This is a genomic window from Aromatoleum petrolei (genome assembly GCF_017894385.1).
Classification (GTDB): Bacteria; Pseudomonadota; Gammaproteobacteria; order Burkholderiales; family Rhodocyclaceae; genus Aromatoleum; species Aromatoleum petrolei.
In genome coordinates this window covers 4,708,058-4,724,045 of the sequence record NZ_CP059560.1, presented here as the reverse complement: position 1 = coordinate 4,724,045, position 15,988 = coordinate 4,708,058, and the positions used below count along the sequence as shown (strand labels likewise).

11 protein-coding genes are annotated in these 15,988 nt (G+C 64.5%); 5 read left to right on the top strand and 6 right to left on the bottom strand.

Going from position 1 to position 15,988, the window contains the following annotated elements:
* Positions 1-61: 61 nt before the first annotated feature.
* The 6 genes from ToN1_RS21635 to acs form a co-directional block, all read right to left on the bottom strand.
* Positions 62-2,119 (bottom strand): VC_2705 family sodium/solute symporter, encoded by a 2,058-nt coding sequence (locus ToN1_RS21635; RefSeq protein WP_169204731.1) that lies wholly within the window; start codon positions 2,117-2,119, stop codon positions 62-64.
* 67 nt (positions 2,120-2,186) lie between these two features.
* Positions 2,187-4,355, bottom strand: coding sequence for a 3'-5' exonuclease (locus ToN1_RS21630; protein WP_169204730.1), 2,169 nt, complete (start codon positions 4,353-4,355; stop codon positions 2,187-2,189).
* 3 nt (positions 4,356-4,358) lie between these two features.
* Complete coding sequence (locus tag ToN1_RS21625; protein WP_169204729.1) at positions 4,359-4,730, bottom strand: response regulator transcription factor; 372 nt, start codon at positions 4,728-4,730, stop codon at positions 4,359-4,361.
* A gap of 24 nt (positions 4,731-4,754) precedes the next feature.
* Positions 4,755-7,514: a sensor histidine kinase gene (locus ToN1_RS21620; protein WP_169204728.1), complete on the bottom strand. Its 2,760-nt coding sequence runs from the start codon at positions 7,512-7,514 to the stop codon at positions 4,755-4,757.
* A gap of 10 nt (positions 7,515-7,524) precedes the next feature.
* The gene (locus tag ToN1_RS21615; RefSeq protein WP_210148157.1) at positions 7,525-7,722 is read right to left on the bottom strand and encodes a hypothetical protein; all 198 of its coding nucleotides are present in this window, start codon (positions 7,720-7,722) and stop codon (positions 7,525-7,527) included.
* A 200-nt stretch (positions 7,723-7,922) separates the two neighbouring features.
* Positions 7,923-9,896, bottom strand: a complete 1,974-nt coding sequence (gene acs, locus ToN1_RS21610) for an acetate--CoA ligase (RefSeq protein ID WP_169204726.1) — start codon at positions 9,894-9,896, stop codon at positions 7,923-7,925.
* A 248-nt stretch (positions 9,897-10,144) separates the two neighbouring features.
* Between acs and ToN1_RS21605 the strand changes: the two genes are divergently transcribed.
* The 5 genes from ToN1_RS21605 to ToN1_RS21585 all read left to right on the top strand — a co-directional run bounded on the left by ToN1_RS21605 (position 10,145) and on the right by ToN1_RS21585 (position 15,845).
* Positions 10,145-11,677, top strand: a complete 1,533-nt coding sequence (locus ToN1_RS21605; protein ID WP_169204725.1) for a fumarate hydratase — start codon at positions 10,145-10,147, stop codon at positions 11,675-11,677.
* Positions 11,678-11,866: 189 nt separating this feature from the next.
* The gene (locus tag ToN1_RS21600; protein WP_169204724.1) at positions 11,867-12,475 is read left to right on the top strand and encodes a hypothetical protein; all 609 of its coding nucleotides are present in this window, start codon (positions 11,867-11,869) and stop codon (positions 12,473-12,475) included.
* 178 nt (positions 12,476-12,653) lie between these two features.
* A complete protein-coding gene (locus tag ToN1_RS21595; RefSeq protein WP_169204723.1) occupies positions 12,654-13,514 on the top strand; it encodes a DUF6502 family protein in 861 nt (286 codons plus the stop codon).
* Positions 13,511-15,040 carry a DUF5666 domain-containing protein gene (locus ToN1_RS21590; RefSeq protein ID WP_169204722.1) on the top strand — a complete coding sequence of 510 codons (1,530 nt, stop codon included), beginning with the start codon at positions 13,511-13,513 and terminating at the stop codon, positions 15,038-15,040. The genes ToN1_RS21595 and ToN1_RS21590 overlap by 4 nt, the downstream gene beginning before the upstream one ends.
* 40 nt (positions 15,041-15,080) lie before the next feature.
* On the top strand, positions 15,081-15,845 hold the full coding sequence (locus ToN1_RS21585) for a hypothetical protein (protein ID WP_169204721.1): 765 nt from the start codon (positions 15,081-15,083) through the stop codon (positions 15,843-15,845).
* Positions 15,846-15,988 lie beyond the last annotated feature (143 nt).

Genomic DNA, 15,988 nt, shown 5'->3' with positions numbered 1-15,988 from the left:
CATCTTTCCCGTTTCCCGGCAAATCTACCTTGCTAGCCCGAAGCAGGCTCAGTCCCCGGCCTTATTTCGATTCGGTGAAGATGCCCGGATCGTCGGCTGGCAGGCGCGGATAGCGCACGTAGTCGACGAGCGCCCCGACCTCTGCCGGCGGAGGCGGAGTGAGCAGGCTGACGAGGACAATCGTGAGGAAACCCAGCGGCACGCCGAACACGCCGCTCGAAATCGGGCTGATATCGAACCACGCGTTGTCCATCGAACCACCGAAGAAGGCGTGCGTGCGGACGAAGTAGTAGATGGTTACGGCCGGCCCCGCGAGCATGCCGGCGACGGCGCCGGGCCGGTTTGCGCGCTTCCAGAAGATGCCAAGCACCAGCGCGGGGAAGAAGGCCGCCGCCGCGATGGAAAAGGCCAGCCCGACCATGAACAGGATGTTGTCCGGGCGCAAGGAGGCAACCCAAGCGGCAACCACGGCGACCACCAGCAATTGCGACTTGGCAATGACCAGCCGGCGCTGGGTGCTGGCGCCGGGGTTGATGACCTTGTAGTAGAGATCGTGCGACAGCGCGTTGGAAATGGTGAGCAGCAGTCCGTCGGCGGTTGACAGCGCAGCAGCCAGCCCGCCCGCGGCGACGAGGCCCGAGATGACGTACGGCAACCCGGCGATTTCGGGCGTGGCGAGCAGGATCACGTCGGTGTTGAGGCTCAATTCGGCCAACTGGAGGATGCCATCGCCGTTGATGTCCTCGATGTTTACCATGCCGACCTTGCCCCATGAGACGAGCCAATTCGGCAGCATCGCGATGCTGGTGCCGATGAGGTTGTTGTACACCTCCCACTTCGCGAACACCGCGTAGGCCGGCGCCGTGACGTACAGCAGGAAAATGAAGAACAGTGCCCAGAAAACGGATTTGCGCGCCTCGACCACGCCGGGGGTGGTGTAATAGCGCATGAGAACGTGGGGCAGCGCGGCTGTCCCGACCATCAAGACGAAGACCAACGCGAGAAAATTGTTGCGTGCGGCCTCGCGTTGCTCTGGCGTGTCTCCGGGATGGGCCTGGGCGTGCCGCGGCGGGGGACGCGAGCGCTCGATGGCCTCGGCCCGCGCCCGCTCCCAGACATGGCGAGCCTGCTCGGGCGTGCGCGGGAGATCGCGCAATGCTCTCTCGGTGTGTGCGATGTCGCGCGCGGGGGCGTTGTTCAGCCGCAGCGCGTTGAGGCGCTCGATGAGCTCGCGTCGCTCCGCGTCGAGCGAATCGGGCAAATGTTCAATCTTGGCGGCGTAGTCTCCGGCACGCTGCTTGAACTGCTTGCGCACCGCCACTTCCGCGTCGTCGGTGAACAGCTCGTTTTCCTTCTCCGAGAGATTGCCCAACACCGTGCCATACATGGCCGGCGCCACCGGTACGCCCGTCACCTTGTATGAAAGGATCGTGACCGGCACGAGATACGCGACGATCAGGATCACGTACTGGGCGACCTGCGTCCAGGTCACCGCGCGCATGCCTCCGAGGAAGGAACACACGAGGATGCCTGCCAGGCCGACGAAGAGTCCGATCTCGAACTCGACGCTGACGAAGCGGCTGGTGATCAGCCCTACCCCGTAGATCTGCGCAACCAGATACACGAAGCTGGCGATGACGGCTGCGACCAGGCCCACGACGCGCGCAGCATTGCCCTGGTAGCGCGCCCCGAGGAAGTCGGGAATCGTGTATTGGCCGAACTTGCGCAGGTAGGGGGCGAGCAGCAGCGCAACGAGCACGAATCCGCCCGTCCACCCGGTGACGAAGGCAAGCCCCTCGAAACCGGAGAAGTAGAGCGTGCCCGCAAGGCCGATGTACGAGGCCGCGCTCATCCAGTCGGCCGCCGTCGCCATGCCGTTGAACATGGCAGGCACGCGGCGCCCGGCGACGTAGTATTCGGTGACATCGGCGGTGCGGCTCATCACCCCGATGCCGGCATAGATGGCGATGGTCGCGAACAGGAAGACGTGACCGATCACGCCCGGCGACATGCCCATCTGCTCGCCGACGGCGAGAAACCCGACGAAACTGATGAAGGAAATCGTATACCAGAAGTAGTACCGGCGCAGGCGGCGCGCGAAGGGCGACAGGCCGCTCATGCGGGCACTCGTCCGGTCTGGCGGCGAGGCGCAGACCCCGAGGATTCACGCCGCGAGGAATCGGCCTTCAATACTTGACCCTCGCGTAGTACGACTTCTCCGCGGCCTCACGCGCCTGGCGCAAGGTGCGGATGCCCATGGTCGCGAGCAGCGGAATCATCTTCAGGAAGACCTCGGCAGTGACGATCGCATCGCCCAAAGCCGTATGGCGTCCGAGGATGGGCAGATTGAGCCGCTCGGCGATTGCCTCCAGGCGGTGCGATTCCTGGTTCGGATGAATGACGGCGGACAGCAGCAGCGTATCGAGCACGGGCTGGTCGAAGCGGATACCGGTCGCCTCCTCCTTCAGCTGCAGGAAGCGCATGTCGAATGCGGCGTTGTGCGCGATCAGCACCGTGTCCTCGGCAAACGCATGGAATGCCGGCAGGACCGCCTCGATCGTGGGCTGGTTCTTGAGCATTTCCTGCGTGATTCCGTGGATCTGCACCGACTCTGGCGACAGGTAACGACACGGATCCACGAGCTGCTCGAACGACTCCTGACGCAGCAACTTGCAATTGACGATGCGGGTCGCGCCGATCTGAATGATCTCGTCGCCCTGCGAGGGGTTCAGCCCGGTCGTCTCAGTGTCGAAAACGGTGTAAGTCAGCTCGCTGAGCAGGCGGTCATCCAGTGCACGCGACTTGTCGGACCAGTTGAAGAGGTCGAAGTCGTAGTATTCGGGCCGGCTTTCGCCCTTCAGGATCGTCGCCTCGTCGAGCTGCTCCTGCGGCACTGCGGCCGGCAGCAGGATGCGGAAAAACGCGCGGTGACGCACCTTTTCGCGCTCCAGCCACATCTCGCCGTCGTGGCGCTCGATCACGTCGCGCACCGTCAGCGGGCTGTTCTCGTCGGCGAAACGCATCGGTTCCAGTTCCCAACTCATCACCGTCTCGGTACTCATCGCTTGGCCGGACCAGATGAGATCGAGGTGCGCCAGACGGCCCGCTGCGCTCAACCGGAAGCGCACCTCGCGCACCTCGAATTCATCCGAGAGGCGGTTCGCCAGATAGGTCAGGGCCTGCAGCAGCGAGAAGCTGTCGACCTTGACCCACAGCGATTCGTCGACCTCCTCCAGTTTCGTCGGCAATCTGACGACATTCTCGATGCGCCGCTGCACGGCGGCGATCAGGTCGGCACCGAGCATCTCCTCCAGCGGCCAGCGCGCCTTGAGCGAATCGGCGAATTCGTTGGCGGTCTCGTCCAGACGGGTGCTCATAGCCCGCACCTCATCGCGGATCACGGTGCGGAAACGCTCGCGCAGATCTTCCTGCAGATCAGGGTATTCAAGCATCTCGGCCGCGGCGCGCACGTTGGCGAGCGCGGCACGGTTGCCTTCGGTGAGGGTATGCAGCATCTGGTCGCGCTTCGATTCCGTCTCGAAGGTGCGTGTGATGTTGTCGAGCATGAGGATGAAACCGGTGATGGCCCGCTCGCCACCCTCCCCCTGTGTCACGGAAAGCACCGGCGCCATCTGCGCCCGCAGCAGTTGGCCGGCACGAGTGGTCGTGACGAAGTTGGCCACTGGCTGGGTCGCGCTGCGCCGCAGCCGGTGCTGGATGCTTTCCAATGCGTGATTGACGAGATTGCGCTCGAAGACGGCGTAGATCGAGCGTCCGAGCCCGATCAACTCGCCGCCTCCAGCGACTGCAGGTGCATCCGACAAGGCGCGGAACTGCTGCCGTGCACGGTGGTTATACAGCAGGATGCGGCCGTCGAGGTTGCACACGACGACGCTCTGCGTGAGTTCCGACATAAGGGCCGCGAGGCGGTTCTTCTCCTCCTCGACGGAGTGCTTTGCCTGCGAGATCTGCGCCTCTACGTCCTGCAGCAGTTCGTCGCGTTGCTGGGCCAGCGCGTTCACGGCGTGTGCGAGCGCCTGCACTTCGGGCGGCCCCGCGGGCTTGACGCGAAACTCGTGATTGGCGCCGAGCATCAACTTGAGGTGCTCCTCCATCCGCAGGAGCCCCTTAACATATTGCCGGAACAGGTTGCGCACGACCGCCATGCCGATCGCAAAACCGGCAATGGTCATCAAGGTACCCAAGGGCAGGTGCGGCGCGACCGCGTCGATGAGGCGCGCGCGGTCCGCCTCGCCCGCTTCCAGCCACACCAGCCCGGCGGTCAGCACGAAGGGACCCGTCATCAGCAACGCGAGGATGCACACCGCGAGGATGAAACGCGCGCGAGCGGTCATCCGTCAGTGCTCCGCAAGCATGCTGCGTACGCGCTCCACGAGCTCCTTGGTAGAGAACGGCTTGGTCATGTAGGCGTCGGCCCCGAGGGCCAGTCCCTTGGCGACTTCGGTGTCGCGCCCCTTGGCGGTAAGCATCAGGATCCGCACCGATTGCAGCTCGGGATTGGACTTCACCTCCTGACAGACCTCGAAACCGCTCTTCTTTGGCATCATCACGTCGAGCAGCACGAGATCAGGTTTCTCGGCGCGAATGCGCCGCGCCGCCTCGTCGCCGTCGCTGGCAATGCTCACTTCGTAGCCCTCACGCTTCATGAGGAACTCGAGTGAAATGACAATATTTTGTTCGTCGTCGGCAATCAGTATTTTTTTGGCCATGCTCTCCCCTTTCCTTTGTATATTCTAAGGCATTGCGCGGTCGGGGCCGTTGCCGGCCTCGGGCAACAGCGGCAGGACGAAGCTGAAGGTGGCACCTTCGCCCGGTCTTGACAGCACCCACAGCCTGCCGCCGAAATGCTCGACAATCTGCCGGCTGATCGGCAATCCAAGCCCGGTGCCCTGCGGGCGCGAGCGCTCGTCGCCGCCTTGGCGGAACTTCTCGAAGATCACTCCCAGCTGCTCCGGCGCGATTCCCGGCCCGTTGTCCGTGACATCGACCCGGATTTGCCCCGCTTCATGCGTCAGTCGCACACGCGCCACTCCGGCGTCGGCCGGCACAAACTTCGCCGCGTTGGAAATCAGGTTCAACAAGACCTGCAGCAGGCGGTCGCGATCAGCCCGCAGGTGCGGCGCCTGATTGGGAAGATCCAGCTCGAGCACGGCTCCGCGGTCGCGGAACAGCTGCTCGGTGGTTTCCACTGCATGCGCCACCAGTTCGCGCATGTCTATGTCGGTGTTGTGCCATTCGGCATGGCCCGACTCGATTTTCGCCATGTCCAGCACCTGATTCACCAGCCTCGTCAGACGCTCCGTCTCCGACACAATGATTCCGAGGAAGCGTGTGCGATCCTTGAGGTCGATCTTCGGGTCGTCAAGCAGCATCTCTGAAAACGCACGGATGGAGGTCAGCGGCGTGCGCAGCTCATGGGTCACCGAGGACATGAAATCGTCCTTGAGCCGGTCGAGCTCCTGCAGACGTTCGTTGGCAGCACGCAGTTCGGCCGTTGCCGCCTCGAGCGCCTGCGATTTCTCCTCCAGTTCGTGCGAATACGCGCGCACCTGCGAAGCTTCGTCGAGGATGTCCATCACCTCGTCAAGCCCGAGCGGCTCCTCCTGAACCACGGACGACACCATCACGCGCGCCGATGCACTCCCGATCGCACCCGCAAGCTGCGTTTCTGCAAACTGCACCAATCCCGCGTCGGGCTTCAGTTGGGCTATGCTCGCGACACCACGCTCGCGCGCGTACGACTCGAACAACCGACGAGCCCGGTCCGCCCCCAGAAAGCGCGCCACCAGCGGCTGCAGATCCTGAACTTGCGCGCTACCGCGCCAGAAGGTCGCGGGGGCGTCCTGTCCGCGACTGAAGACGTCGACAAAGAGCGTCGCCTGCGTCGCTTCCTGTCCCGTCGGTACACGCACGAGCGACACGAGCACATAACAGGCGATATTCGCGGTCAAACTCCAGAACAGCGCGTGGCTGATGCTGTCCAGCCCTGCCAGGCCGAAGAGCTGTTCGGGGCGCAGGTAGTCCAATCCGAACATCCCCTGATCGAGAAATGCCCGATCCAGCCAGCCTGATTTCGCGACCGATGGCAGCATCAAGGTGTAGGCCCACACGACGAACCCGGCCACGAGCCCTGCCAGCGCACCTCCGCGCGTGCCGCCGCGCCAGTACAAGCCGCCCAACATCGCTGGGGCGAACTGCGCAACGGCAGCAAAGCTGATCAGCCCGATGCTCACCAGGGCGTAGGCCTCACCGGCAAGCCGGAAATACAGGTAGCCCAGCAGCAGCACGACGACGATCGCGCCACGGCGAATGCCGAGCAAAAGGCCGGTGAGGTCGGGATGGTCGCTGCGTTTGAAGCGCTCGGTCCGGAGCAGCAGCGGCATCACGAGATCATTGCAGACCATCGTCGATACGGCGATCGTCTCCACGATGACCATGCCCGTCGCCGCCGAAAGGCCGCCGATGAACGCCAGCAGGGCAAGGGCCCGTTCGCCGTGCGCGAGTGGCAACGAAAGCACGAATGTATCGGGATCGACAGTGCCGCGGCCGAAATACAGCAGGCCGCCGAGCGCTATCGGCAGCACGAAGATGTTGATCAGTAACAGGTAACACGGAAAAAGCCAGGTCGCGCGGCGTAGGTGCTGCTCATTCACGTTTTCGACCACCGTGACCTGAAACTGGCGCGGCAGCAAGATCACCGACAGCAGTGCGAGCAGCGTGAGCGCGAACCAGCCGCCGTAGCCGGCGGAGCTAGCGGTCCCCAGGCTCAGCAGCGGCGCCAGATCCGGGTTTGCGAAGGCGCGCCCGAAGATATCGTCGAACCCCTCATAGACTCCCCAGGTGACGAATCCGCCGATGACCAGGAAAGCCAGCAACTTGACCAGCGATTCGAATGCGATCGCCGCGACCATGCCCTCGTGCCGCTCAGCCGCGTCGAGGTGACGGGCTCCGAACAGCACGGTGAAAATCGCCAGTGTCAGTGCAACGTAAAGCGTACCGTCATTGAACCAGCTGGACGCGGCAAAGGGGAACACTCCGCTGTCGTCGCTGCCGGTGAGCACCGAATAGCCGCTGGAGATCGCCTTCAGCTGCAGGGCGATGTAGGGCACCATGCCGACAACCGCGATGATGGTCACCAGGCCGCCCAGCAAATGGCTCTTGCCGTAGCGGCTGGCGATGAAGTCGGCGATCGACGTGATGCGGTAGGTGCGCGAGATGCGGATCATCTTCAGCAGCACCACCCATGACAGACTCATCGCGAGTGTCGGCCCGAGGTAGATGGGCAGAAACCACACACCACCGGAAGCGGCGCGACCGACGCTGCCGAAATAGGTCCACGCGGTGCAATACACCGCGAGCGACATCGCGTAGGTCCAAGGATTCGCTATGATCGAGCGCCCCTGCTCCGCCCGCCGGTCGCCGTACCAGGCGACGGCGAACAGTACCAGCAGGTACGCGAACGATGCGGCGACTACGACGGTGCCCGACAGCATCCCGGCCTCCTCAACCTGCACCGCGTTCCGCGATCCAGGCGGCCACCGCGATCAACAGCGCCCATACGCCGAACAGGCACACCCACAGCATCGGCATGCCAAAAAACGGTTCTGACCTGTCGAGCAGGGACAGCACGGGATAATTGAACAGCAACGCTCCGCCCAGGAACGTCGCAACGAGCCTTTGACCAGCCAGACCTCTGCGCATCATGTCTCCCTCATGATGACGATGGCTACCCGGAGTATACCGGTGCCCGAGCGGGGCCTCGCGAAACGCCCCACGGGCGAGAAAAAAAAAGCGCGCTTGCGCGCGCCTTCTCCTCCTCCCACTGCCGGCTCGCGCCGGCTTGCCTCAATTATTCTTATGCGGGGCCGGCCTCTCGCGGACCAGTCTCCCGTCATGAAGGGTCAGCTCGCGGCTTGCTTGAGCTGTTCCAGGATCGCCGGATTCTCGAGGGTCGACGTATCCTGGGTGATCTCCTCACCCTTCGCCAGCTGACGCAGCAGCCGGCGCATGATCTTGCCTGAACGGGTCTTCGGCAGGTTCTCACCGAAGCGGATATCCTTGGGCTTGGCGATGGGCCCGATCTCGTGGCCGACCCAATTCTGGAGTTCCTTGATAACCGCCTTTGCGTCTTCACCGGTCGGACGCGCGCCCTTGAGCACGACGAAGGCAACGATCGCCTCACCGGTCAGGTCGTCGGGACGGCCCACGACGGCAGCCTCGGCAACTTTCTCGTGCGCCACGAGCGCCGACTCGATTTCCATCGTGCCCATGCGATGGCCCGAAACGTTCAGCACGTCGTCGATACGGCCGGTGATCGTGAAGTAACCCGTTTCCTTGTCGCGGATCGCCCCGTCGCCTGCCAGGTACAGCTTGCCCTGGAAATCCGCCGGGTAGTAGGACTTCACGAAACGTTCCGGATCGCCCCAGATCGTGCGGATCATCGACGGCCACGGACGCTTGACGACGAGGATGCCGCCCTGGCCGTTCGGCACTTCAGTCCCGGTCTCATCGACGACCGCGGCCTGAATACCCGGGAAGGGCAGCGTGCAGGAACCCGGCACCAGCGGCGTCGCGCCCGGCAGCGGCGTGATCATGTGCGCGCCGGTTTCGGTCTGCCAGAAGGTATCGACGATCGGGCAGCGCCCGCCGCCGACGTTCTCGTAATACCACTCCCACGCAGCCGGGTTGATCGGCTCGCCGACCGAACCGAGGATGCGCAGGCTCGACAGGTTGTAGTTCTTCGGATGAACGGTCGGGGTGTTCTCCGCGGCCTTGATCAGCGAACGGATCGCGGTCGGCGCGGTGTAGAACACGGTGACCTTCTGGTCCTGGATCATCTTCCAGAAGCGGCCGGCGTCCGGGTAGGTGGGCACACCCTCGAACACGATCTCGGTCGCACCGCAGGCGAGCGGGCCATAGGTGATGAATGTGTGGCCGGTGACCCAGCCGATGTCGGCGGTGCACCAGAAGATGTCGTCCGGCTTGATGTCGAAGGTGTATTTCATCGACATGATCGCGTGCAGCAGGTAGCCGCCGGTCGAATGCTGAACCCCCTTCGGCTTGCCCGTCGAACCCGAGGTGTAGAGCAGGAACAGCGGATGCTCGGCATCCACCCATTCCGGCTCGCACGTTTCGGCCTGGTTGGCGCAGACGTCGTGGAACCACTTGTCGCGCCCCTCGGCCATCGAGCAGGCAGCGCCGGTGCGCTGGACGACGACCACGTTCTTGATGGATTCGCAGCCGCCCAAGCTAAGGGCTTCGTCGGCGATCGGCTTCAGCGGCAGGGCCTTGCCGCCACGGAACTGACCGTCGGAGGTGATCAGCGCGACGGCGCCGGCGTCGTTGATGCGGTCACGCAGGGCTTGGGCCGAGAAGCCGCCGAAGACGATGGAGTGGGTCGCGCCGATACGGGCGCAAGCCTGCATCGCGACGACGCCTTCGATCGACATCGGCAGGTAGATGACGACCCGGTCGCCCTTCTTGACGCCCATGTTGCGCAGCGCGTTGGCGAACTTGCACACGCGGGTCAGGAGGTCTTTGTAGGTGACGCGGGTCACGTCGCCGCCATCGGCTTCGAAGATTAGTGCGACCTTGTCGCCCAGGCCGTTATTGACGTTGCGATCGAGGCAGTTGTACGAGACGTTCAGTTGACCGTCGGCGAACCACTTGAAGAAGGGCGCGTTGCTCTCGTCGAGGACCTGCGTGAAGGGCTTCTTCCACTCCACCAACTCGCGGGCCTGACGTGCCCAGTAGCCCTCGTAGTCGTCCTCCGCTTCCTTGCACAGCGCGCGGTAGGCATCCATGCCCGAGACCGCAGCATTCTTGACGATCTCTTCCGACGGGTAGTACAGACGGGGCTGCTGTTCGTTCGACATACTGACCTCTCCTCAACTATTCAGAGTAATTGAAGCGCCCTGCAGGGCCGACCGGTCGAGCCGGTCTTATTTGTCGTTCGCTGAAGACGCTGCTTTCGCGATCTGGTCGGCATTTAAGGCTGTGTATCTTACACAGGACTTACACCCGCATACCGTGGAACATTGCCCATTCCGGTGGGACGTCGCCGGCCGCGGGCTGCTAGAATTGCGCCCCTACCGAGTGACCCGGCCTTACCAGGAGATGCGCCATGACCGTAATTCGCGAAGAAGACCTGATCCAGTCCGTCGCGGATGCCTTCCAGTACATCAGCTACTACCACCCGCTCGACTATATCAAGGCTCTCGGCGAGGCCTGGAAGCGTGAGGAGAGCCCCGCCGCGAAGGATGCGATCGCGCAGATCCTGACCAATTCGCGCATGTGCGCCGAAGGCCATCGCCCGATCTGCCAGGATACCGGCATCGCCGTGGTCTTCCTCAAGGTGGGCATGAACGTGAAGTGGGACGCGACGATGAGCGTCCAGGAAATGGTGAACGAAGGCGTGCGCCGGGCCTACACCAACGTCGACAACAAGTTGCGCGCCTCGGTGCTGCTCGATCCGGCCGGTAAGCGCCAGAACAGCAAGGACAACACCCCGGCGGTCGTGCATTACGAGATCGTCCCGGGCGACCACGTCGAAGTGATCTGTGCGGCCAAGGGCGGCGGCTCCGAGAACAAGACCAAGTTCTACGCGCTGAACCCGTCCGACTCGATCGTCGACTGGGTGCTGAAGACCGTCCCGACGATGGGCGCCGGCTGGTGTCCGCCGGGCATCCTCGGCATCGGCATCGGCGGCACGCCGGAGAAGGCGATGCTGCTGGCGAAGGAATCGCTGATGGCGCCGGTCGACATCCATGAACTGAAGGACAAGGCCGCGTCGGGCGCGACACTGACGCGCGCCGAGGAACTGCGCCTCGAGCTGTTCGAGAAGGTCAATGCACTGGGCATCGGCGCGCAGGGCCTGGGCGGCCTGACCACCGTGCTCGACGTCAAGATCCTCGACTACCCGACGCACGCGGCGAGCCTGCCGGTGGCGATGATCCCGAACTGTGCGGCGACCCGCCACGTGCACTTCGAACTCGACGGCTCGGGCCCGGCGAAGCTGGAAGCACCCAAGCTCGAAGACTGGCCGGACGTGACCTGGCAGGCCGACACCAAGGTCGCCACGCGCGTGAACCTCGACACCCTGACGAAGGAAGAAGTCGCGTCGTGGAAGCCGGGCCAGGTGCTGCTGCTCAACGGCAAGATGCTGACGGGCCGCGACGCCGCGCACAAGCGCATCCAGGACATGCTGGCGAAGGGCGAGAAGCTGCCGGTCGACTTCACGAACCGCGTGATCTATTACGTCGGCCCGGTCGATCCGGTGCGTGACGAAGTCGTCGGCCCGGCAGGCCCCACCACCGCGACGCGCATGGACAAGTTCACGCGCATGATGCTCGAGCAGACCGGCCTGATCTCCATGGTCGGCAAAGCCGAGCGCGGCCCCACCGCGATCGACGCGATCCGCGACAACAAGTCGGCCTACCTGATGGCGGTTGGCGGCGCGGCCTACCTCGTCGCGAAGGCGATCAAGAGCGCGAAGGTCGTCGGTTTCGCCGACCTGGGCATGGAAGCGATCTACGAGTTCGACGTGCAGGACATGCCGGTGACCGTGGCGGTCGACTCGAACGGCACCAGCGTGCATAACACCGGCCCGAAGGAGTGGCAGGTGAAGATCGGCAAGATCCCGCTCGCGACGGCCTGATTCGCACACGCACAGAAGCACCCCCAAGCCCGGCCGCCTGCGCGGCCGGGCTTTTTTTCGTCCTCGGAGCCGTGCGCCAAATATCCCGATACATCTGGGCCCCGCCATTCGCTTGACCCTCAAGAACAACGTTGCCTAAAGTTAGTATATGTGGGATTTTTTCCCACTTACAAACTTAAGGAGAACCACATGAAACGCCACCTCAGGATTCCCGTTTCGTTCTACGCCGCGGCAGCCCTCGCCTTCGGGCTGCATCCCAGCCACGCCTCGGCCCAGCAGGCCACGACTACCGCAACCGCCACGGCCGGGCTCGAATCATCCGATACGACTGTGACCGCAAGCGGCACGACGGACGCTGGCGTTTCGAGCCGGAAAGGTGCCATGCCTCAGCACAGCATGGAGACCGTCATCAACGCCGATGGCACGACGACGGTGACCCGCACGCGCACGCTGAGCGCCACCGGTGCCGCGCCGACCCGCGTGCGCACCAAGGAAATGACCTTCAACGTCGATGGCGGCCTCGCAAGCCAGACGACCACCGAAGTGCGCACGGCTTCCGACGGCACCGTATTGATGGAACGCGGCTCCACCCGCAGTACGGCCGGTGGCGAACTCGCGCGCACGCGCAGCGACTCGCGCCCCGCCGCGGTCGAACGCCCCGACAGCGCCGAACGCGTCGCCCACGCCGACCGTCCCGAGAAAGTCGAGCGGATGGAGCGGCTCGAACGCATGGAGCGCCCCGAAAAGCCCGAGCGTGTCGAACGCATCGAGCGTTTCGAGCGCCGCGAACGCGACTGATCGGGGTCGCCCTCGGATATCCACGCGGCCTCTGTACCGTGGACGGGGAGGCGCCGGGTAAGCAGGTGGCGGGGCGGGATTTTGAATCCGTAATACGACGCGAGCCCGCCCGTATGCATGGAATTTTTTCCCACGCCCGATTAGACTATGGGCGCCTGAACCCGGAAGAAACGCCCCGATGCATTCCCCCTCTCCGCCGACTTCGCTGCTGCGCGCGCTCCGACGCGTCATGCGGCCGCTTGTGCGACTGATGGTGCGCAAGGGGGTGACCTACCCATATTTCTCGGACATGCTCAAGGGCGTCTTCGTCGAGGTCGCGGAGCAGGAATTCCGTCTCGACACCAATACGCCGAGCGACAGCAGGATCAGCCTCCTGACCGGCGTGCACCGCAAGGACGTGAAGCGCCTGCGCAGCCAGTCGCCAGAGGTGGCGGACGACCTGCCCGCAGCCGTGTCACTGGGAGCGCACCTTGTGAGCACCTGGCAGACCACCCCGCCGTTCTGCATCCGGCCGGGCGACCCTGCGCCTTTGGCGCGGCTCGCGAGTACCGGCGGAGAGCGTTCGTTCGACGCGCTCGTCGCCCGTGTCAGCAAGGATATCCGGGCGCGCGTGGTGCTCGACGAATGGCTGCGACTCGGCATCGCGCGAGTGGATGAACACGACCGTGTCCATCTTGAGACTGCGGCCTTCATCCCGCAGAAGGGCTTCGACGAGAAGGCGGCATATTTCGCCCACAACGTGCACGACCATGCCTGCGCCGCGGTGCATAACCTGACGACCGAAGGGGCGCCGTATTTCGAACGCAGCGTGCATTACGATGCCTTGTCGGCGGCAAGCATCGTACGCCTGCGGGACGCCGTCTCCAGCGAAGGGATGCAGGCGCTGCTCGCGTTCAACGCCCTGGCTGCGGACCTCGAAGCGCGGGATGCACAAGGCACCGAGGCACGACAGCGCGTGACGATAGGCCTGTATTTCTACAGCGAGGCGTCTTCGGCCACGGTGCCGTCCGAAAACGCCGCACCGAAGAATCCCTCATGAGCCATCGCTTCCATTTGCTGCGCCAACTGGCAGCGAGCCTCGCGCTCGCGCTATGCGGCATTGCCCCGACCTTTGGTGCCCCGGTGTGCGTGGACCCCGGCGGCGTTGGCGGCACGGGCGCGCCACGGCGCGAAGGTGGCATCGGCGGCACGGGAGCACCCGCATCCGGCATCGGCGGGACCGGAGCCCCCGCGGCCACGGGCATCGGTGGCATCGGCGCACCGCTTGCATCGGGAATCGGAGGCACCGGCGCACCGCTCGCTCAGGGCGGCGTCGGCGGTACCGGCGCCCCGGCCCACGAAGGTGGAACCGGCGGCACGGGTATCGTGGGCACGATCACGGGTTTTGCGTCGATCTGCGTGAATGGCGTGGAGGTGCATTACGACGACTCGGTCCCAGTGACGGAAAACGGTATCGGCGGAAGCGTGTCGCGCCTGGCGGTCGGACAGGTCGTCGCCGTGGAGGCTGGCAGCTCGCCTCGCGGCCTCGAGGCACGCACCATCGCGATCGTCCACGCCTACGAGGGGCCCGTAACCGGCGCCCTGAATGGCCGGGCGCCGCTGCGCGTGATGGGGCAGCCAGTGCGTCTCGTGCAGGGAGCGAAGGTCGACGCGGGGCTGCACGTCGGCGAAATGGTCCGGGTGAGCGGATTCCGCAATGCGTCCGGCGAGGTGCTTGCCACGCGCGTCGAGCGGGCGCCGCAGCTGCGCGAGGCAAGCGCGATCGGATCGCTCGGCCGCGACGGCACCTTGCACGGCCTGGCGCTGGGCGGTCATCGGCGCGGTGATGGGGGCGACGCGACCGAGTCGCTGATTCGCGGCGCGTGGACGGGAAGTGCGCTGGCGGTGTCTCGGACGAGCGCGAATCCAACGATCCCGTTCGCCGGACGCGTGCGCAACGCGATCGTGGAAGGCCTGGTGCTCGAACGCGCCGACAGGCACATGGACATCACAGGATTCGAGGTCGAACTGGCGGACGGGACCGATTTTTCGGACAGCACGACGGGTGCCCCCGACAAGGACGCGCGCGTCCGGGTGCAGGGCACTTTCACCGGCGAGCGCAAGATCAGGGCCACGCGCATCGAATTCGTGCGCGACGGTTTCGGGGTCACCGAGGCTGGAGAAGGTGCCCGGTCGGGCAGGAAATCGGACAAGGGCGATGACGACAAGGAGCACGGCGGACGAAAGGCACGGGTCGAGAGCGACGACAAGCGGATACGCATCGAGACCGATAGCGCATCGGGGCGCGAGCGCATCGAGCGGGAGTTGTCGCCCTCGGGTGAAATCGAGCGCGAGCGGATCGAACGCACCGAGGTGAGCCCAAGCGGGGATCTGCTGTTGCGCGAACGCATCGAGACACGCACCTCGGGCGACCGTATTGAGACCCGTGAACGCATCGAACGCTTCGACGGCAGCGGCCGGGTCGAGCGCACCGAACGTATCGAACGGCCGGATCGCGTCGAGCGCATCGAGCGGCCGGAGAAGCTGGAACGGCCGGAACGCATCGAACGCCCGGAACACGATTGAAGCACAACACGGACAAGGCCCCAACAATGAGGAATGTCGAATGAAACACAAGCGCATCCTGCTGGCCCTGCTGCTATCCGGCAGCGCCTTGGCCGCGGGCACCGACACCGCAACAAGCGCCGACACCCGGAAACTGAACTTGACGACCGGGCTGGATTACTCGACCGGTGACTACGGCACGAATACCACCAGCGAGATGTGGTACGTGCCGATTGCGGCAAAGTACGAGACCGGCCGCATGACCTACAAGATGACGATCCCGTACCTGCGCGTGACGAACGCAGTGGTGAGCCCGGACGGGGATCCGATCCGCGGTACAGACTGCTCCGGCACCGAGACGGGACTCGGCGACATCACTGCGAGCGCGGGCTACAACCTGCTGGACGGCAGCGTGAACGGTTTGCTGGTCGACGCGGTGGCGAAGGTCAAGATGCCCACGGCGGAGAGCAAGTGCCTGGGCAACAACGAGACCGATTTTGCGCTGCAGTTCGACGCGGCCAAGTCCTTCGGCGCGGTGACCGCGTTCGGCACCGCCGGGTGGAAGGACATGGGCGACTCCGACCTGCGTAATCCCTTCTATGCATCCCTCGGGCTCGGCTACAAGCTCGCCCCGGCGACCACCGTCGGCGCAGCCTATGACTGGCGCGCGCGGCTGCGTTCGAGCAGCGATCCGATTCGCGAGGCTTCGGTCTTCGTCAGCCAGAAGCTGAGCCCTGCATGGAAGCTGCAGGTGTATGGAGTAAAAGGATTTTCCGACAACAGCCCGGAGTGGGGCGGCGGCATGATGGTCGGCTACACGTACTGAGCTTCATCCGGTTTGCACGGCCCGGCGGGGCCGGGATCGCGGGAGGGTAAGCCTCCAACCGCGGTCCCGGCCCCGTTTTCCCTTACTTGAGACGATAAATGCGGTGAATTCCCGAAATTGATTCAAATCATGGAGCGACCCTC

What these genes read in the sequence shown, in the direction of transcription:
- ToN1_RS21635 (WP_169204731.1), bottom strand. Translation starts at nt 2,119, where the DNA reads ATGAGCGGCCTGTCGCCCTTCGCGCGCCGCCTGCGCCGGTACTACTTC.
- ToN1_RS21630 (WP_169204730.1), bottom strand. Translation starts at nt 4,355, where the DNA reads ATGACCGCTCGCGCGCGTTTCATCCTCGCGGTGTGCATCCTCGCGTTG.
- ToN1_RS21625 (WP_169204729.1), bottom strand. Translation starts at nt 4,730, where the DNA reads ATGGCCAAAAAAATACTGATTGCCGACGACGAACAAAATATTGTCATT.
- ToN1_RS21620 (WP_169204728.1), bottom strand. Translation starts at nt 7,514, where the DNA reads ATGCTGTCGGGCACCGTCGTAGTCGCCGCATCGTTCGCGTACCTGCTG.
- ToN1_RS21615 (WP_210148157.1), bottom strand. Translation starts at nt 7,722, where the DNA reads ATGCGCAGAGGTCTGGCTGGTCAAAGGCTCGTTGCGACGTTCCTGGGC.
- acs (WP_169204726.1), bottom strand. Translation starts at nt 9,896, where the DNA reads ATGTCGAACGAACAGCAGCCCCGTCTGTACTACCCGTCGGAAGAGATC.
- ToN1_RS21605 (WP_169204725.1), top strand. Translation starts at nt 10,145, where the DNA reads ATGACCGTAATTCGCGAAGAAGACCTGATCCAGTCCGTCGCGGATGCC.
- ToN1_RS21600 (WP_169204724.1), top strand. Translation starts at nt 11,867, where the DNA reads ATGAAACGCCACCTCAGGATTCCCGTTTCGTTCTACGCCGCGGCAGCC.
- ToN1_RS21595 (WP_169204723.1), top strand. Translation starts at nt 12,654, where the DNA reads ATGCATTCCCCCTCTCCGCCGACTTCGCTGCTGCGCGCGCTCCGACGC.
- ToN1_RS21590 (WP_169204722.1), top strand. Translation starts at nt 13,511, where the DNA reads ATGAGCCATCGCTTCCATTTGCTGCGCCAACTGGCAGCGAGCCTCGCG.
- ToN1_RS21585 (WP_169204721.1), top strand. Translation starts at nt 15,081, where the DNA reads ATGAAACACAAGCGCATCCTGCTGGCCCTGCTGCTATCCGGCAGCGCC.